This is a genomic window from Psychrobacter sp. APC 3426, assembly GCF_030408035.1.
GTDB lineage: Bacteria > Pseudomonadota > Gammaproteobacteria > Pseudomonadales > Moraxellaceae > Psychrobacter.
The window spans coordinates 1-16,386 of sequence record NZ_JASDCF010000042.1 but is presented as its reverse complement, the minus strand read 5'-3'; the positions used below and the strand labels follow the sequence as shown (position 1 = coordinate 16,386).

Sequence of the window (16,386 nt, the reverse complement as noted above, 5' to 3'; positions counted from 1 at the left end):
TGGTAAGGCGGCTAATGAAAGCCCGCCGTATCGTTGAAACAGTCATTGGTCAGCTATCAGAACGATTTAATATACAAAAGGTACGAGCAAGAGATTTATGGCATTTGTCTCATCGATTGATTCGTAAGATTCTTTCACACAATCTGTGCTTTGTACTCAACAAAAAACTTGGTAACCCGCCTCTTCAGTTTGATTTGCTTATTTCAAGTTGAGAGTGGGGTTCTCTTTATAAATACTAACTTATAGATAATAACGTCATTTAATAAAATGGCGAACAGACTCTGCTTGCTCAAAATCGGCATCGAGCAAAGAGCAACCAAAAAAAGCGACAAACAAACCAAAATCAAAATAATAAGGATATGACTATGACAAAGTTAACGTATGAATTTGAGCAAAAGCGGTTAGATAATGTGCAGTGGGCAGATGGCGCAAAGCTGTCTGGTATAACGGCATTGGCGAGTGATGAGCAGGGACGAGTACGAAAAACGCCATTATTTTATCTTAAGAGCGTTTCTGTGGACGATTATGAAGATGATATTTACTTTGTGAACAATACCGATGAGACGCTAAGCTTTGTAGCGCCATTTGAACCCTATCGAAATATAATAGAGGCAAGGGCTAAATTAGGCGATGTCAGTGAAGAGAATTTAAACAAAGTAAAGCTTTATAGTAATGACATGGACCGTTTATACACCAATGTATTACCCAAGCAAGGGGTGCGTATTGGTAGCAGTCATATCATTTATGACAGTGATGCGCTGATGCAGTGGCTGATACATCTGCCCTTCAAGGGGGCGGAGACGCATTACGCCATTTGGCGCTTTAACGTGGTGGAGAAGGGCGGTATTGGTGGGTCTTATCCACTACTGTGGGAGGACTTTAGTAAGCCCTCGCACATGGTCAGTGCTGATTGTCTGTTTGAGCGAGCCGATATGCCAATAGAGGTCAGTATTTATGAAGAGCGCTGTGCGTTGTTTGAGAGGCTAATTGGCTCATTTGGTGTGTCAAATGCCATATACGTATTGGCCATTAACGATGTGCTCTATCGATATTGCGTGGGCTGGAGCGCGCCCTATAGCGAGTCGGATATACAGGCACAAGACATTGCGCGTAAATTAAAAGAGCAGAAGCCAAAGGATGCGCAAGCGGTGAAAGATATTGTCCAAACCGTTTATGATTTTTGGTTTAACAAAGGCTTTGCAAAAAATATCTCAATGCAGGCTTGTGAGGAGATTTTGGGTTTATATCAAGCGCAGATTGCTAGCCAAAAAGCGATTTAATTCATAAGCCAGTTTAACAAAAATAAATCTACATAATAATGAAAAAAGGAGAAGGTTATGATGTTTCCTATCGAAAATAATGACACGTTTTTACTGTTTTTTCATGGTCTAGACTCAAGCAATGAGACCAGTAAATATACCTGTATCACGCGTGAGCCTAAATATTGCCAAACGGTCAATTACCGAGACAACTTTGCAGAAATATTTGAGATTTACGACACCTTAATTCAAGAAAAAATGAAACAGTATCCACGAGTGGTATTGGCAGGGCATTCGCTTGGTGGCTGGTTTGCCAATCATTTCGCCCATAAATATAACTTACGGGCGTTATTGATTGCGCCCTGTATCTATCCTAGTGAGGTCTTAGCCGACCGTATTCCGGCAGTGGCAGATATGAAGCTGTCGTTCCCCACATCGAACACTGAGATGATGCGCGTCATGGTGGAAGTCGACGATGAAAGCTTGGATGTGGCGGTCGCTAGACGAACCTTAGTCAATCTGCCTGATAGCTGGGAAGTCGATTATTTTGCAGGCGGTCATCACCGTATTGCGCGTAGTAGTGATATCTGGTATCACTTGGTTCACCTATGCGAAGACCCCATCGTTTGGATGGATGAGGCAACGTATCATGGTGAGGACTAGGGCATATACTTAATTTGAAAAAGTAGATGCTTAATGTGAAAAATTACTATTCACAAACAGGCACACACATCAGTATTTATTTTCTGTCATCTGATGTGCTATCATCAGTCAAACTATCGTGGGTTTAACGGTTTTGTATTGCCAATCGCTACTGCCAATTATCATAATTGCAATTATTGGCGACGTACAAACCTTGCAACTTCCAGCACGATATAAAACAATCCTGGTAAAGCGCATGAGCCTGTACTCCGACATCCTCATTTGTGCCTGATTTTATACTTTTTTGTCGGAGTGCTAGGAATCTAAGGTGTTCAATACTATGAGCCACTCAAGCAGTCAATCCAAATATACTCGCCGTTATCATCCACGTCATCCTTTAGCTCAATATTTGATCAGCCAAATAGAGACGATGCAGCTGCGTGCGCCAGATATTATCAAAGCGATGGGTTATCCGTTAGGGCATACCATTCCTGCTTGTGAGCGCTTACGTCATGTATTGTGCAATCGCTACCTTGGGCTTGATAGTAGCTATATGGATAAATACTTTACCGCTGATGCGTTTTTGGCCAAGTTATTTGTGGTACTTGAGCTGCCTTATGAGCCATTCGTAGAAGATATCGCCCAGATTAAATATCAGTTGGCGCATCTACCTAATGACTCACCTAAATATAGCTTACGGGCAGGAGTGGACTTTGAGTTTGATAGCGCACAATGGATGTCTTGTGATGCTACTAAAAACCACCAACTTATTGTCGAGCAGGATAGAGTAAAGGTCGATAAAGTGGAACGTAAATTGGCAAAAGCCAGCGGTGCTTAAGAAGAAGTGCTTAAAGTTTTTTAGTCGTAAACAGCGAGTTTTCAAACGTAGCACAGCCTCACTATTATAGTGGGGCTTTTTTTACCAACTGCTTTTTAATATATTATGATTAATGGCTTACTAGTATAGTTAGTGAAAAGTAATATCGATACATTACGCGCTGCAGATATCAATTTTTCTTGCTTACTGTGCCTACGCAGACAGAGGCTACAAAAAATTGATATCAGCAATACCGTAGCGTTTTTTGGGTATTTTGACTATAGCTTGGCCTCGGGTCTTCGATTGCAATTTACTAGAGCTGAACCTGTTAGAAATTAGGTAGAGTAAAGGAGTTCTAACATGGGGGCAATATAATCACCATTGAAGGCAAGTGTTCGCATTGTTATCATGAGCAGCAAAGGTGTTGTCTTTATGATTTAGCATGCAATATGGTAAATAGTAAGATAATGGCCTTCATATCTGACGTCACTCATCTCGATTCAACTGAGAAAAACATCTATGACTGCCTCCTTGCCTCTCTTGTACTCTTTTCGTCGCTGTCCTTATGCCATGCGTGCTAGGCTTGGCATATTATTTGCTGAGCAGCAAGTAGAGCTGCGGGAAATAGTACTAAAGAACAAGCCACCGCAAATGCTAGCGATTAGTCCAAAAGGTACAGTGCCTGTTCTACAGCTTATCGATGGTACTGTAGTTGAAGAGAGTAGAGAGATAATGGAGTGGGCGCTTGCGCAGAAAGATCCGCAAGGGTTGCTTGAGGCTGAAGTTTTGTATCAGGCTAATGCCCTAATCGATAAAAACGACAACGAATTTAAACATTGGCTGGATCGTTATAAATATGCAGACCGTCATCTTGAGATGACCCAAGAAGAGTATCGGTTACAGGGTGAAGAGTTTTTACAGATTTTAGAAGAGTTGTTGATTAATAAACCTTACTTACTTGGAGATAAGGTAACCATTGCCGATATTGGTATTATGCCTTTTATCCGTCAATTCGCTCATGTGGATCGCGATATTTTTTACAGTCTGCCTTACCCAAATTTGCAGCACTGGCTACAAAATTGGCTTGAGCATCCGATATTTTTGCAAGTAATGACTAAGTTTCAACCTTGGCAAGAAGATGATGAGGTGGTGGTTTTTCCTTCTTAGTACTTAACTCTTGTTAGTTGTTATTTTGAACTGACCATGTTGGTTCAAGCCTTAGTCAGATTATAATGTATTTAAATCACTGCTTATTTGAATACTATTTATACCAGACCCGCTATCAAAGAACATTTATACAAAACTATTGATATAATGCCCATCGTTATGAAATTAAGACTATAAATTATGGAACAAAATAAAAACGCTGTAGAACAAAAACCCGTATTTATGCCTAGAGTCAACAGTGACAATCTGGTAAAAACGGATATGGTTAGGTTTGAGCGGCATGTGGGATTTGCCAGTCGCCAAAAGAAAAAATCCATCAATGACCTGCATCAAGTCATTCGCAAAAAATATGGATTTAATAACGTCTTAGAGCTCTCTAGCAAGTCTGGCAATAAGTTAAGCTTTTTGCTGAGTCCACTCAGCCTACAGCTCACTGATGAGCACAATGGTGGGCAATATAGTGTCGAAAACATCTTTCAGGCCAGTAAGGTTTTTGAGCAGGGCGGACCCTATACCGACTTGCTAACGGCCCCGCCAAGACAAGCCAAAAAAGACGAGCGCTTACACGACTCAGGTCAGCTTATTGGCTACAATGATTTTGGTGTGGAGTGGGGTGTTGAGCCGCTAACTGCGTTTTATGATTGGCTTTATATCAATGCACTAAAGCAAAACTCTCAGCTACATGAGGAGGTTATGCAATATCAAGCCTTTACCGATATTACGTTTAATCCAAAAAAGTCTATTCATTGTGCGGCTTATTCGCTGGCGATGTTTGTGGCGCTTAATAAACGAGAATTGCTCGATAATATTGAAGACCCAGGAACGTTTTATGATCTGCATACTGAGTTTAAACTGAGTAATACAGAGGATCTATTAGAAGAAGGTTGGTTCTGATAGCTTAACTATTTCTCAACTTGCAATCAGAAACTAAATAATTTTATAAAAGCTACGATACATAAGATTTGTATCGTAGCTTTTTCTAGTTGAAAGCCAACATTTACAGCAGTTCTTTACGCAGCTGCGCGGGAGACTTCGGCGACAATAAGCCAGGGGCGACGTCGAACACGGTTTTCGCACCAGTTTCCCCTGCTAGGTTCATTTTATAAGTGGCGCGAGCGTAGGCTACGAGTACGCTGGCAGTAAATTCAGGGTTGCTGCCTAGCTTTAGGGAAAACTCCATTGCTTGATCGTTTTTCTCATTGTCGATGCCAGTCACGCCACTGCGAATGACGAAGCCACCGTGGGGCATCTTTTGATGATCGCGCTCAAAAGTTGGTTGATCGATAAAGTGCACCTTGGTGTCGTAGTCAGCAAAGTAGTCTGGCATGGTCACAATGGCGTTGCGCACAGTATCGGCATCGGCGTCATCTGCTAGCACGACATAACATTCGCGGGTGTGTTTCTCGCGGGTACTAAGTGTGGGCTGCTCGCCGCTGCGTACCCGTGCTATAGCAGATTCTGAGGGAAGGGTATATTGCACGCCTGACTTGACGCCATCCACGCGGCGTACGGCATCTGAGTGCCCTTGGCTTAAGCCCTTGCCCCAAAAGGAATAGGTTTCGCCGACTGGTAAAATGGCTTCACCGTATAAGCGGTTGATAGAAAATAGACCTGGATCCCAACCGACGGACAACATGGCGACTTTGCCAGCTTGCTTAGCAGGCGCATCAAGCGCGGTAAAATAATCAGGAATTTTGGCGTGAGTATCGAAGCTGTCGACGATATTAAATAAACTGGCGAGTGCAGGGCCTTGCTCGGGCAAATCAGACTTGGAGCCGCCACATAAGATCAGCACGTCTATGTCGTCTTTGTATTGTGCAATATCGTCCATAGCATACACGGGCACGCTGTCGTCAATTAGGGTGACAGATGCAGGATCTCGGCGGCTGAATACTCCGACTAACTGCATGTCTGGGCAGTGTTTAATGGCGGCTTGGGCACCGCGCCCGAGGTTGCCGTAACCGGCGATGGCGACTCTAATTATTGGGGTCATTATGATTAGCCTTACGTTGGTGTAGCGGATTTTGTAAGCGAGAAGTGATGCTTTTGGGAAATAGTATAATATAGATAATTACTATTACAAGTGATTGCTTGACTGGCTCTCAACTTGCAACTAGAAGAGGTTACTTATACCTATAAAGAATGAGAAGTAGGTGTTACCCATCTCTCCTGAAATGGGCACTGAATTTCCTATATAATGTAAGCCGTCTCGTTGTTAATTATCCATTCAATTTAGGCCTTTTTCTTTGCAAAAAAGGCTTCTTATCAGGTAAAAACGGTGCTTTATGTTTAATGCTTCCTCGACTCGTTTAAATAAATACATCAGCGAAAGCGGTATTTGCTCCAGGCGAGACGCTGACCGATTTATTGAACAAGGTAATGTCTACGTCAATGGTAAGCGTGCTCAAGTGGGCGATCAGGTGGTTGTTGGAGATACGGTAAAAGTTAACGGCCAGCTCATTGAGCCACGAGAGGCGGATGATTTTGTTTTTATTGTATTGAATAAGCCCGTAGGCATTGTGAGCACCACTGAAAGCTCAGAGAAAAACAACATTGTTGATTTTGTTAGACATAGTCTACGTATTTTTCCGATTGGTCGTTTGGATAAAGATTCTCAAGGTTTAATCTTTTTGACCAACAATGGCGATTTGGTGAATAAGGTATTACGTGCAGGTAATAATCACGAAAAAGAGTATTTAGTGACGGTGAATAAGCCGATAACGGATAGTTTTATTGAGGGTTTAGCCGGTGGTGTGCCTATTTTGGGAACGATGACAAAAAAATGCCCTGTTACTAAGGTGACGCCTAACGTATTTAATATCACGCTAGTGCAGGGGTTAAACCGTCAAATTCGTCGTATGTGTGAGCATTTTGGCTATGAAGTTGTGAGGCTTGAGCGTACGCGAATTATGAATGTGAATCTTAAGGGTCTGCCAGTTGGAGATTGGCGAGATTTAACCCAAAAAGAGTTGTCTGTATTGCTTAAATCTATAGAGGATTCTTCTGCCAATGACAGTACTCCAGCCAAGAAGTCTCGTAATGCACCCCGAAAAAAACCTCGTACTGATACCTCTGCAAAGTCAAAGACGGCTTCAAAACCAAGGAGCGCTGCAAAGGGGAGTAGTAAACATCCTAAAGACGGTGCTAGGAAACCGGCGGGTTCTAAAGGTGGACGTCCTTCTGGTCATGGTAAGAAGTCTGGGGGCAATGGCAAACCTGCTGCAAATGGCAGGCGCCCTGCAAAAGGTCGAGGGTCTAAGCGTTCTTCAAAATCATAAATTGCTTTGTAACACTCAATTAACTATGACGCCTGATTAGAGATACTGTACAAAAATCCAGACAACTTAAGCTGTCTGGATTTTTAATGTTTATTGCCTGTTTGCTTTAAATAAACGCTAAAATAGAGGGCTAAAAGCATCAGAAAACAATGGATGAAATAAAGCAGATAGAAACAATGAAGGAGCTCAAAGTAGACTACTATCAATTGTCAAAAAACTTAATAATGAAGAGAGCTTTGTAACATTATTCCAGACAAACCTACTGATGAGATTGGCAAATATTACTTACTTTTATTTAAACGGTATAAAAGAATGCATAAATTATGAACAATAAAATTAAAACTTCCCTTTCTTTTAGAAAGTACCCTTCAACAACTGCTCTACAATGTTTTGAGACGGCTGCTAGGCATCTAAGTTTTACCAATGCAGCGCAAGAGATGCATATGACTCAGAGTGCTATTAGTAAACAAGTCGCTCAGCTCGAGGAGATGTTGAATCTCTCACTTTTTTATCGTACACCGCATCGAATATCCTTAACGCCAGCTGGTAAGACTTACTATCTTGAAGTATTAGACATTCTTAAACATATTGAAGCAGCAACCACCAGTTTGATGTCAAATAGCGACAACTCAGAGGTGCTTAAAATCGTCTCACATCCAACCTTTTGCGCTCGTTGGTTGATGCCTGCATTAAAGGGCTTTAGCCAAACACATCCATTGATTAATTTAAATATCAAAGAGTTGGCTGGGCCGTTTTTTTCTGAGGATCAAAATGTCGATGTTGCTTTTCTATATGGTGATGGAATATGGGCTGGTATGGAGGCAATAAAGCTGTTTGATGAATATAACGTAGCAGTCTGTCATCCTGATTATTTAAAAGATAAAACTCCATGTGCAAGTAACATCGATAAATGTACGTTATTACAACTCAGCTCGCGTCCAAGCGCTTGGTATGAATACTTTAGACAGCAAGACATTAGTATGGATGGAACCTTTGTAGGTCCAAGCTTTGACACCTTTCATACTACTATATCTGCTGCATTACTCGGATACGGTATCGCGTTGGTGCCACTAAGACTGGTAGCCCCAGAGCTGCAATCAGGAGCGCTAGTAACAGCATGGAGCTATGCGGCAAAAGGTAGGGGCGCTTATTACATGTCCTATCCTTTGTCTTTGGGAAACTCACATAAGCTAAAGGTTATTTTAGAATGGATTTCAGCCTATCTTGAAAGATCAAACAATCATGAGCAAGAATTGAATTTTATATCCTAACAACGTGAACTGATTTGAGTTTGTTAGTCATCAGTGATTTTATAAAGCATCAATGGTAAAAAGAAAATAGAAAATAGCCGGCTATATGCCGGTTTTTTTTGCAATGACAAAAAGGAATGGCGTCACAACTATTATTCGTTTGCTGATAACACAGGGTTTTGCTGAAATGAAGGTCTAACTCAAGGAAGATGAGAGATGCTCATGGATCAGCTATACAATGTCACCGATGCTTTTACGATGGTGCATCCGGTGACTTTAACGAAAGGTGTCAATGCAAAAGTTTGGGACGATAAAGACCGCTGCTACATCGATTTCGTCGGTGGCATTGGTGTGCTGAACTTTGGTCACTGTCATCCTCACATCGTCAGCGCGATCATCACTCAAGCACAGTCGCTCATTCATTATGCTTACAACGCGGCTGCTCACACGCCGTACCAAACCTTCATGCCGAGATTGTGCGAGCTCATTCCTATCCAAGGTGAGCTTGCAGGCATGCTGACCAACTGCGGTGCAGAAGCCACCGAAAACGCCATAAAAATCGCTCGCATGAAGACAGGCCGTACGGGTGTCATCGCCTTTGATGGCGGCTTTCATGGGCGTACGCTTGCAGCGGTTAATCTCAACGGTAAGGTCGCTCCCTATAAGCGAGGGCTAGGGTCTTTAGCGGGCGGTGTCTACCATATTCCTTTCCCCAGTCCCGACAGTGATATTAGTGATCAGCAGGCTATCGACGCTTTAGAGCGTCTATTTGCTGTGGAGACGGATGTCGATAACATCGGTGCCATTATCATGGAGCCAGTACAAGGCGAGGGTGGCTTTCAGTTAATGTCAGCGACGTTTGCCCAATATCTACGCGTCTTTTGTGATGAGCATGGCATTTTGCTCATTATGGATGAGATTCAATCAGGATACGGTCGTACGGGTACACCTTTTGCCTTTACGCATTTAGGGATTGAGCCTGACATGATATTGCTGGGTAAAAGCATCGCAGGAGGCCTGCCATTGGGTGCGGTAATAGGCAAGGCTAGCGTTATGAACGGTCTGCCAAAAGGGAGTTTGGGTGGTACTTATTCAGGCAATCCAGTGGCGTGTGCCGCAGCGAATGCCACTATAGATATCATGCAAGAAGATGAGGTGTGGCAGTCTGCCAAGCATTATGCAAAGACCATCGAAGACACAGTGAGTGATTGGCAGCAGCAAGGAGTCTCTCCATGGCTGCATGGACTCACAGGGGTAGGTGCTATGCGCGGTATAGAGCTGCGTCATCCTGCGTATGGCACGCACCCAAGCATCATGTCTTATGTGTTAAAGCAAGCACGAGAGCGGGGATTGCTACTCATGCCAAGTGGTAAGCATCGACATATTATTCGCCTATTACCACCGCTGACGATTGAGCCTGAGACGTTGACAGCTGGACTCGATATTTTAAAAGAAGTGCTCGCTGCTATCCCTAATGAAGCACCGCAGCCATAGCTATGACTTGCGATACGAGACGACTATGATTACTTACCCAACCTTACTTATCCAACCTTGCTTACCTAACAGCTATTAATTAAAAAGGATAAATGCCTGTGAAAAATACGTTTATAAATAGCGATGATATTCGCCATGATTTCTCTGTTGCAATGTCAGAGATGTACCAAAAAGAAGTACCGCTATATGGTGACCTCATCGAATTAGTGACTGAAGTAAATACAGAGGTGTTAAACAAGCAGCCTGAGATTAGACAGCAACTTGAGCACACCGGAGAGATTGATAGACTCAATATGGAGCGCCATGGTGCAATTAGGTTGGGGACAGCTGCTGAGCTGAGTATGATGCGTAGGCTTTTTGCTGTGATGGGCATGCATCCTGTTGGCTATTATGATTTGGCACCAGCCGCTGTGCCTGTGCACTCTACTGCTTTTAGAGCGATTGATAGCCAATCATTAAATAACAGCCCATTTCGCGTGTTTACCTCTCTCTTGCGTTTAGATTTGATTGGTGATGAAGCGCTAAAGCAAGAAGCGATAGCAGCTCTGAATAATCGCAATATCTTTACTGATAATGTGGTCAGCCTGATTGAACACTTTGAGGAGCAGGGGGGGCTAACGGCTGATGATGCAAGGCAGTTCGTCAAAGAAGCGCTAGAGACCTTTCGCTGGCATGATAAGACTCCAGTCTCAAAAGCGCTATATCAACGACTATTATCGCAGCATGGACTAATCGCTGATGTCGTTGGTTTTAAAGGGCCTCATATCAATCACTTGACCCCTAGAACCTTGGATATAGATGCGGTACAGGCAGGTATGCAGGCAAAAGGTATTCCGCCAAAAGCGATCATAGAAGGGCCGCCCAGACGAGAGTGTCCGATTTTATTAAGACAAACGAGCTTTAAAGCATTAGAAGAGGCGGTTAGTTTTAAAAACTCAGAAGGTGGCTATGAAACGGGTCATCATACTGCACGGTTTGGTGAAATTGAGCAGCGCGGGGTGGCTTTAACCCCCAAAGGCAGAGAGCTGTATGACAAAATGCTTAGTCAAGCTCGCAAGCAGTTGGGCGTGACTCCAAATGCAGACAATGCTGCAAAGTATTATCAAATTTTAGAGAGTGCATTTGACGCGTTCCCCGATGACTATCAAACGCTACATGATGAGGGGTTGGCTTATTTTTACTATCAAGCCAGTGATAGTAGCGCAGATATGAGCAGTGCTGATTCTGAGCTAGGTGTAAACGCTTCATCATGTAGCTCGACTGGTTCTATATCAAAGCAAGCCATGGCTGATTTGATTGAGCAAGGTATGATCAGGGTTGAGCCTATTGTTTACGAGGACTTTTTGCCCGTAAGTGCTGCAGGTATCTTTCAATCCAATCTGCAAGACACCAAGCAAAGCAGCTATGAGGGTAACTCAAACCAACAGGAGTTTGAGAACGCATTGGGTGCACGTGTTCACGATGAGCTTGAGCTATATCAAGCCATACAAGCTCAGAGTCTCAAAGCGTGCCTGATGAGATTGAATAGCCATGCTTAGAGTAGCAGTGCCTAAAAATGCATATTGATAAGTGAAGTATTTGCGCGTCATTCCAAAAAGGAATGACAGTAAGAAATTAATTATTTTGCAACTTAGCTTGTTGCAAGGTAAGTTAATAAGTCTTTCAAGGAAGTATTAACCAACATAAAGGGATTGATTATGATTAAGCAGTATATGTCCGCTATGGGTGTCAAAGAAGAACAATACCAAAATGGCGACTTTGAAGTGAACAGCCCTATTGATGGCTCTATTATTGGCAAGATTACCTTGGACAGTGTTGATGATGTCGATACCAAGATTGCCAATGCCAAAAAAGCATTCAAAGAATGGCGTATCGTTCCTGCTCCAAGACGTGGTGAGCTAATTCGCTTGCTCGGTGAAGTGCTGCGTGAGCATAAAGAAGACTTAGGCATGCTGGTGTCATTTGAGGCTGGCAAGATTAAAGAAGAAGGCCTAGGTGAAGTACAAGAAATGATCGACATCTGCGACTTCGCTGTCGGCGTTTCACGCCAGCTATATGGTCTAACGATCGCATCAGAGCGCCCAGGTCACCACATGCGTGAGACATGGCATCCGCTTGGTGTGATTGGGGTGATCTCCGCCTTTAACTTCCCAGTCGCTGTATGGTCATGGAACACAGCGCTTGCTATCGTCTGTGGTAACCCTGTCGTTTGGAAACCCTCAGAAAAAGCCCCTTTGGTTGCTTTGGCGTGTCAAGCCATGTTCGAAAAAGCCTTAGCTAAGTTTGGTGATGCGCCAGAGCATCTATCTCAAGTACTACTGGGTAAGACAGATGTCGGTAACGCCTTGGTTGAAAATAAAGATGTTGCCTTAGTTAGTGCGACGGGCAGTACCCGTATGGGTAGAGAAGTAGGACCAAAAGTGGCGAATCGTTTTGGTAAGAGCTTGCTTGAGCTTGGTGGTAATAATGCCATGATCTTGGCGCCAAGTGCTGATCTGGATCTTGCGTTACGTGGAATTTTGTTCTCAGCAGTCGGTACCGCAGGTCAGCGTTGCACCACATTACGCCGTCTATTCGTGCATGAATCTGTCAAAGACGATATCTTACCACGCATCAAATCCGCTTATGAAACCGTCAGCATTGGCCATCCACTAGAGGGCAATCTGGTAGGTCCGCTTATCGATGAAGACAGCTTCAATAATATGCAAGAAACCTTGAAAAAGGCGAGAGAAGCAGGCGGTACAGTTACAGGCGGCGAGCGTGTACTCGAAGATAAGTATCCAAATGCCTATTATGTGACGCCTGCCATTGTCGAGTTTGATGAGCAAAATGACGTTGCCAGAAGTGAGACCTTTGCGCCTATCCTATATGTCATGACTTACAAAGAGTTCGATGAAGCAATTGAGATGCAAAATGATGTACCACAAGGCTTATCATCATGTGTATTTACTAATGATCTGCGTGAGGCTGAAACCTTCCTAAGCGATCGCGGTAGTGATTGCGGGATAGCTAACGTCAATATTGGCACCAGTGGCGCTGAGATTGGTGGCGCGTTTGGGGGTGAAAAAGAAACAGGCGGTGGTCGTGAGTCAGGATCGGATGCTTGGAAAGTCTATATGCGCCGTCAAACCAATACCATCAACTACTCAAAAGAGCTACCACTGGCACAAGGTATTAGTTTTGGTTAATACCAATCTGTTTGAGCACTGAGTGTTTTAGCTTGCTATTTAATCTGTGTTTTTTATATAGATTAACTGAGCATAAATTGTTGGACATAAACTGCCAAGCATACTATGCGTATGCTTGGCAGACTAAGAATTATAAGCAATCAAGGATTGATTGCAATGACCATTGATGATTACTAAGGAAGGTGTAGCATGCTTGAACCAAAACCCCATAACCTTGACCCTGATAAAGATGGTTACGGTCCATCTTCTAACTTCTTACTTGATATTGCCCCTCTAATATTGACTGCCATGATTCTCATGGTGCAGTTTTTCGTATTTAAAGACTTTACCCCTCACATCCCATTAGCTTGTGGCATCTTGATCACTGGCTTGTTTATGAAGATGCGTGGCCGTGATTGGCAGGGTATGGAGGAGCGTTTTTTAAGAGTTATTAAAATAGGCTTGCCAGCGATGATTATTCTAATGGGCGTGGGTATGCTCATTGGTTCATGGATTATCGCAGGGACAGTTCCGACCATTCTGTATTATGGTTTTAGTATATTTTCTCCTTCCTCGTTTTTGGTTTCAGTCTGTATTATTTGTGCCATTATTTCTGTTGCCACTGGCACCTCGTGGGGCACAGTCGGTACCGTAGGGTTGGCAATGATGGGCATTGGAATGGGGCTTGGTATCCCAGCGCATTTTACCGGCGGTGCTATTGTCTCAGGTGCTTTTTTTGGAGACAAAATGTCGCCATTGTCGGATACCACTAACCTGACTCCTGCGGCTGCGGGTGTTGAGCTTTGGGATCATATCAAGGGCATGTTGCCGACTACTGTCCCAGCGATGATTACAGCCTTAGCTATCTATGCTTGGATTGGTATGGGCTATGGCGATGACAATATTGATTTGTCTTCTATCCAAGCGCTGAAAACAAACTTAGCTGCTAATTACAACCTGAGTATTATTACCTTATTACCGGCTGCTGTCGTTGTTATTGCTGCTGTCAGAAAAATGCCAGCGATACCGACTGTTTTAAGCGGCGTAGTAGTTGCATCACTGATTGCATTTTTTATGCAAGGTGTTGGGGTTAGTGAAATTTTTCAAGTCTTACAAAATGGCTATGTTAGTGAAACTGGTTTCGACGTTGTTGATCAGCTATTGTCTAAAGGCGGTGTGATGTCAATGACATGGGTCATTACCTTGACCATCTTTGCTCTAGCTTTTGTTGGTTCACTTGAGCATTACGGCACACTGAAGGCCATTATGGCCAAGATTAACCATTTCGTAAAAACGCGTTTAGGGTTGATCTTTACGACGTATGGCAGTGTGCTCAGTGTCGGTACGCTCATCGGTGATGTTTATACAACTTTAGTACTACCAGGTCGTTTACTAAAAGACAAATACAAAGAAATGGGCTATAAGCGCACGACGTTAACACGCTCCATCGAAGACAGTGGTACGCTGTTGTCACCGCTTATCCCATGGAATATGGGTGGTAGCTTTGTCGCCGCCACATTGGGTATAGCAACGTTGACTTATGCACCTTTTGCTTTTGCATGTTGGTTGTCGCCTCTATTTGGCTTGTTATGGGCGTTCCTTGATAAATTTATACCACGTGAAGAGCCATCTGTAGAAAAGCTCGACACTAACTCTTCAATTAGTGAAGTGTGATAAAGGGAGTATGAGATGTTGCAAGAGCAGTGTTTATGGAACATGACTGCGCCTAATATTGACACCTACAGCCAGATGAGTAGTGATACTGAAGCGACTATCTGCATCATAGGTGGAGGTTATACAGGATTATCGGCTGCGATTCATCTGGCCGAAAAAGGCGTCAAAGTTATCTTGCTTGAGAGCCAAACGATCGGTAGTGGCGGTTCAGGTAAAAGCGTCGGGCTAGTCAATGCAGGAACGTGGGCACGCCCTGATGATTTGAATGTTGCTCTAGGCGAAGCAGCAGGTGAGCGTCTGACTGAAGCGCTTGGGCAAGCACCAAGCCTAGTATTTGATTTGATTGAACGCTACAACATTGATGCGCAAGCGACGCGTGCTGGCAATATCCACATGGCACATAATGCCAAAGGCGAAGTCGATGTCGATATCAGATACGAGCAGCTTAGCCGTCGCGGTGCAAATGTTGAGGTATTAACTGGAAGCAAATGCCATGAGTATTGTGGTACCACAAGCATCAATAAGGCACTGCTAGATCACCGTGCTGGCACCATCAATCCATTGGCTTATGTCAGAGGACTTGCCAAAGTAGCGACAGATCTTGGAGTCACTATCTACGAGCATTCAGCTGTTGAAGCACTAGAGAAAGTAGATGGCCATTGGTACACAAGGACTTCCAAAGCCCGTGTAAAGTCTGAGCGCGTCATTATTGCTACCAACGCTTATACCGAAGGCGAATGGACAGAAATTGCCAAGACGTTTTATCTGGTTTATTACTATCAGATTGCGTCTGAGCCGCTCAGTGGAGAGGCGGCAGATCGTATTTTGCCGTATAGAACAGGTGCATGGGACACGCGCTTGGCTTTATCTAGCTTTCGCCGCGATGACGATGATCGCTTATTATTGGGAACGGTCGGTGGTACGCAGCTTAAACCGAAATCCTTTTATCAGTCGTGGGCCAATGCTGTGCAAAAAAGCTATTATCCAGATTTGCCAGCATTTAATTGGCAATATGAGTGGTGTGGTAGCTTTGGTTTTACGCAAGACCATATCTTTCGAGTGATGGAGCCTGATGAGGGTTTGCTGACAGCAACGGCTTATAACGGACGCGGTATTACCACAGGCACGCTAATGGGTAAGTGCTTTGCAGAGTATATAATGACGGGCGATAGAGACAGTATTCCATTACCCTTTAAGACCTTAGAGGAGGCGAAGGTTTCTTTTGGAGGAATTAAATCTGGATTTACTGAGCTTGGTCTGACCTTATACCATGCTGGTCAATGTCTTAAGATTATCAGATAGTGTAATCAGATAATTTAACCCTCCATTTGATGACAAGCCGCATATATTATTGCTGATATAAAAACCAATATGGTCATATTAAGTAATAGTTAGGCTTGTTCTTTTTTTATTTATTATGCTAAGGGATATATTCAGTGAATGATCTTATCAAACCCTTACAAGTATCTATCGATACAGTTTTGCATACGCTGCAACAGGATCATCAGTTCGACCCCAGCCAAATCAAAACTGATGCTGAGAGCCTAGAGCACTGGGGCAAAGACTGGACCAAGCACTTCGCTCCTGCTGCGTCTGCCATCGTGTTTCCAAAGACCATTGAGCAAGTACAAGCCCTCG

At 43.5% G+C, this 16,386-nt stretch carries 13 protein-coding genes and 2 pseudogenes; 14 read left to right on the top strand and 1 reads right to left on the bottom strand.

Annotation, left to right across the window (positions count from 1 at the left end):
* From QL919_RS13660 to QL919_RS13635, 6 genes and pseudogenes are all read left to right on the top strand, one after another.
* Positions 1-212 (top strand): annotated as a pseudogene (locus QL919_RS13660) (IS982 family transposase); the annotation flags it as partial.
* Positions 213-365: 153 nt separating this feature from the next.
* Entirely contained in the window at positions 366-1,280 is a 915-nt protein-coding gene (locus QL919_RS13655; RefSeq protein WP_290190027.1) for a hypothetical protein, read from the top strand.
* A gap of 57 nt (positions 1,281-1,337) precedes the next feature.
* Positions 1,338-1,922 (top strand): YqiA/YcfP family alpha/beta fold hydrolase, encoded by a 585-nt coding sequence (locus QL919_RS13650; RefSeq protein WP_290190026.1) that lies wholly within the window; start codon positions 1,338-1,340, stop codon positions 1,920-1,922.
* Between the two features lie 319 nt (positions 1,923-2,241).
* A complete protein-coding gene (locus QL919_RS13645) occupies positions 2,242-2,739 on the top strand; it encodes a hypothetical protein (protein WP_290190025.1) in 498 nt (165 codons plus the stop codon).
* Between the two features lie 498 nt (positions 2,740-3,237).
* Positions 3,238-3,885 (top strand): glutathione S-transferase, encoded by a 648-nt coding sequence (locus tag QL919_RS13640; RefSeq protein WP_290190024.1) that lies wholly within the window; start codon positions 3,238-3,240, stop codon positions 3,883-3,885.
* Positions 3,886-4,065: 180 nt separating this feature from the next.
* A complete protein-coding gene (locus tag QL919_RS13635; protein ID WP_290190023.1) occupies positions 4,066-4,779 on the top strand; it encodes a hypothetical protein in 714 nt (237 codons plus the stop codon).
* 103 nt (positions 4,780-4,882) lie between these two features.
* Here the strand turns inward: QL919_RS13635 and QL919_RS13630 are convergent, their stop codons facing one another.
* Positions 4,883-5,878, bottom strand: a complete 996-nt coding sequence (locus tag QL919_RS13630) for a diaminopimelate dehydrogenase (protein ID WP_290190022.1) — start codon at positions 5,876-5,878, stop codon at positions 4,883-4,885.
* Positions 5,879-6,170: 292 nt separating this feature from the next.
* Between QL919_RS13630 and rluF the strand changes: the two genes are divergently transcribed.
* The 8 genes and pseudogenes from rluF to QL919_RS13590 form a co-directional block, all read left to right on the top strand.
* Complete coding sequence (gene rluF / locus QL919_RS13625) at positions 6,171-7,163, top strand: 23S rRNA pseudouridine(2604) synthase RluF (protein WP_290190021.1); 993 nt, start codon at positions 6,171-6,173, stop codon at positions 7,161-7,163.
* A 323-nt stretch (positions 7,164-7,486) separates the two neighbouring features.
* Positions 7,487-8,434 carry a LysR substrate-binding domain-containing protein gene (locus QL919_RS13620; RefSeq protein ID WP_290190020.1) on the top strand — a complete coding sequence of 316 codons (948 nt, stop codon included), beginning with the start codon at positions 7,487-7,489 and terminating at the stop codon, positions 8,432-8,434.
* 201 nt (positions 8,435-8,635) lie between these two features.
* The gene (locus QL919_RS13615) at positions 8,636-9,907 is read left to right on the top strand and encodes an aspartate aminotransferase family protein (RefSeq protein ID WP_290190019.1); all 1,272 of its coding nucleotides are present in this window, start codon (positions 8,636-8,638) and stop codon (positions 9,905-9,907) included.
* Between the two features lie 98 nt (positions 9,908-10,005).
* Complete coding sequence (locus tag QL919_RS13610; protein ID WP_290190018.1) at positions 10,006-11,445, top strand: VOC family protein; 1,440 nt, start codon at positions 10,006-10,008, stop codon at positions 11,443-11,445.
* Positions 11,446-11,604: 159 nt separating this feature from the next.
* Entirely contained in the window at positions 11,605-13,095 is a 1,491-nt protein-coding gene (locus tag QL919_RS13605) for an aldehyde dehydrogenase family protein (RefSeq protein WP_290190017.1), read from the top strand.
* Positions 13,096-13,284: 189 nt separating this feature from the next.
* On the top strand, positions 13,285-14,748 hold the full coding sequence (gene nhaC, locus QL919_RS13600) for a Na+/H+ antiporter NhaC (protein ID WP_290190016.1): 1,464 nt from the start codon (positions 13,285-13,287) through the stop codon (positions 14,746-14,748).
* A gap of 15 nt (positions 14,749-14,763) precedes the next feature.
* Complete coding sequence (locus tag QL919_RS13595; RefSeq protein WP_290190015.1) at positions 14,764-16,050, top strand: FAD-binding oxidoreductase; 1,287 nt, start codon at positions 14,764-14,766, stop codon at positions 16,048-16,050.
* 167 nt (positions 16,051-16,217) lie between these two features.
* Positions 16,218-16,386 (top strand): annotated as a pseudogene (locus QL919_RS13590) (FAD-binding oxidoreductase); the annotation flags it as partial.

What these genes read in the sequence shown, in the direction of transcription:
- QL919_RS13655 (WP_290190027.1), top strand. Translation starts at nt 366, where the DNA reads ATGACAAAGTTAACGTATGAATTTGAGCAAAAGCGGTTAGATAATGTG.
- QL919_RS13650 (WP_290190026.1), top strand. Translation starts at nt 1,338, where the DNA reads ATGATGTTTCCTATCGAAAATAATGACACGTTTTTACTGTTTTTTCAT.
- QL919_RS13645 (WP_290190025.1), top strand. Translation starts at nt 2,242, where the DNA reads ATGAGCCACTCAAGCAGTCAATCCAAATATACTCGCCGTTATCATCCA.
- QL919_RS13640 (WP_290190024.1), top strand. Translation starts at nt 3,238, where the DNA reads ATGACTGCCTCCTTGCCTCTCTTGTACTCTTTTCGTCGCTGTCCTTAT.
- QL919_RS13635 (WP_290190023.1), top strand. Translation starts at nt 4,066, where the DNA reads ATGGAACAAAATAAAAACGCTGTAGAACAAAAACCCGTATTTATGCCT.
- QL919_RS13630 (WP_290190022.1), bottom strand. Translation starts at nt 5,878, where the DNA reads ATGACCCCAATAATTAGAGTCGCCATCGCCGGTTACGGCAACCTCGGG.
- rluF (WP_290190021.1), top strand. Translation starts at nt 6,171, where the DNA reads ATGTTTAATGCTTCCTCGACTCGTTTAAATAAATACATCAGCGAAAGC.
- QL919_RS13620 (WP_290190020.1), top strand. Translation starts at nt 7,487, where the DNA reads ATGAACAATAAAATTAAAACTTCCCTTTCTTTTAGAAAGTACCCTTCA.
- QL919_RS13615 (WP_290190019.1), top strand. Translation starts at nt 8,636, where the DNA reads ATGGATCAGCTATACAATGTCACCGATGCTTTTACGATGGTGCATCCG.
- QL919_RS13605 (WP_290190017.1), top strand. Translation starts at nt 11,605, where the DNA reads ATGATTAAGCAGTATATGTCCGCTATGGGTGTCAAAGAAGAACAATAC.
- nhaC (WP_290190016.1), top strand. Translation starts at nt 13,285, where the DNA reads ATGCTTGAACCAAAACCCCATAACCTTGACCCTGATAAAGATGGTTAC.
- QL919_RS13595 (WP_290190015.1), top strand. Translation starts at nt 14,764, where the DNA reads ATGTTGCAAGAGCAGTGTTTATGGAACATGACTGCGCCTAATATTGAC.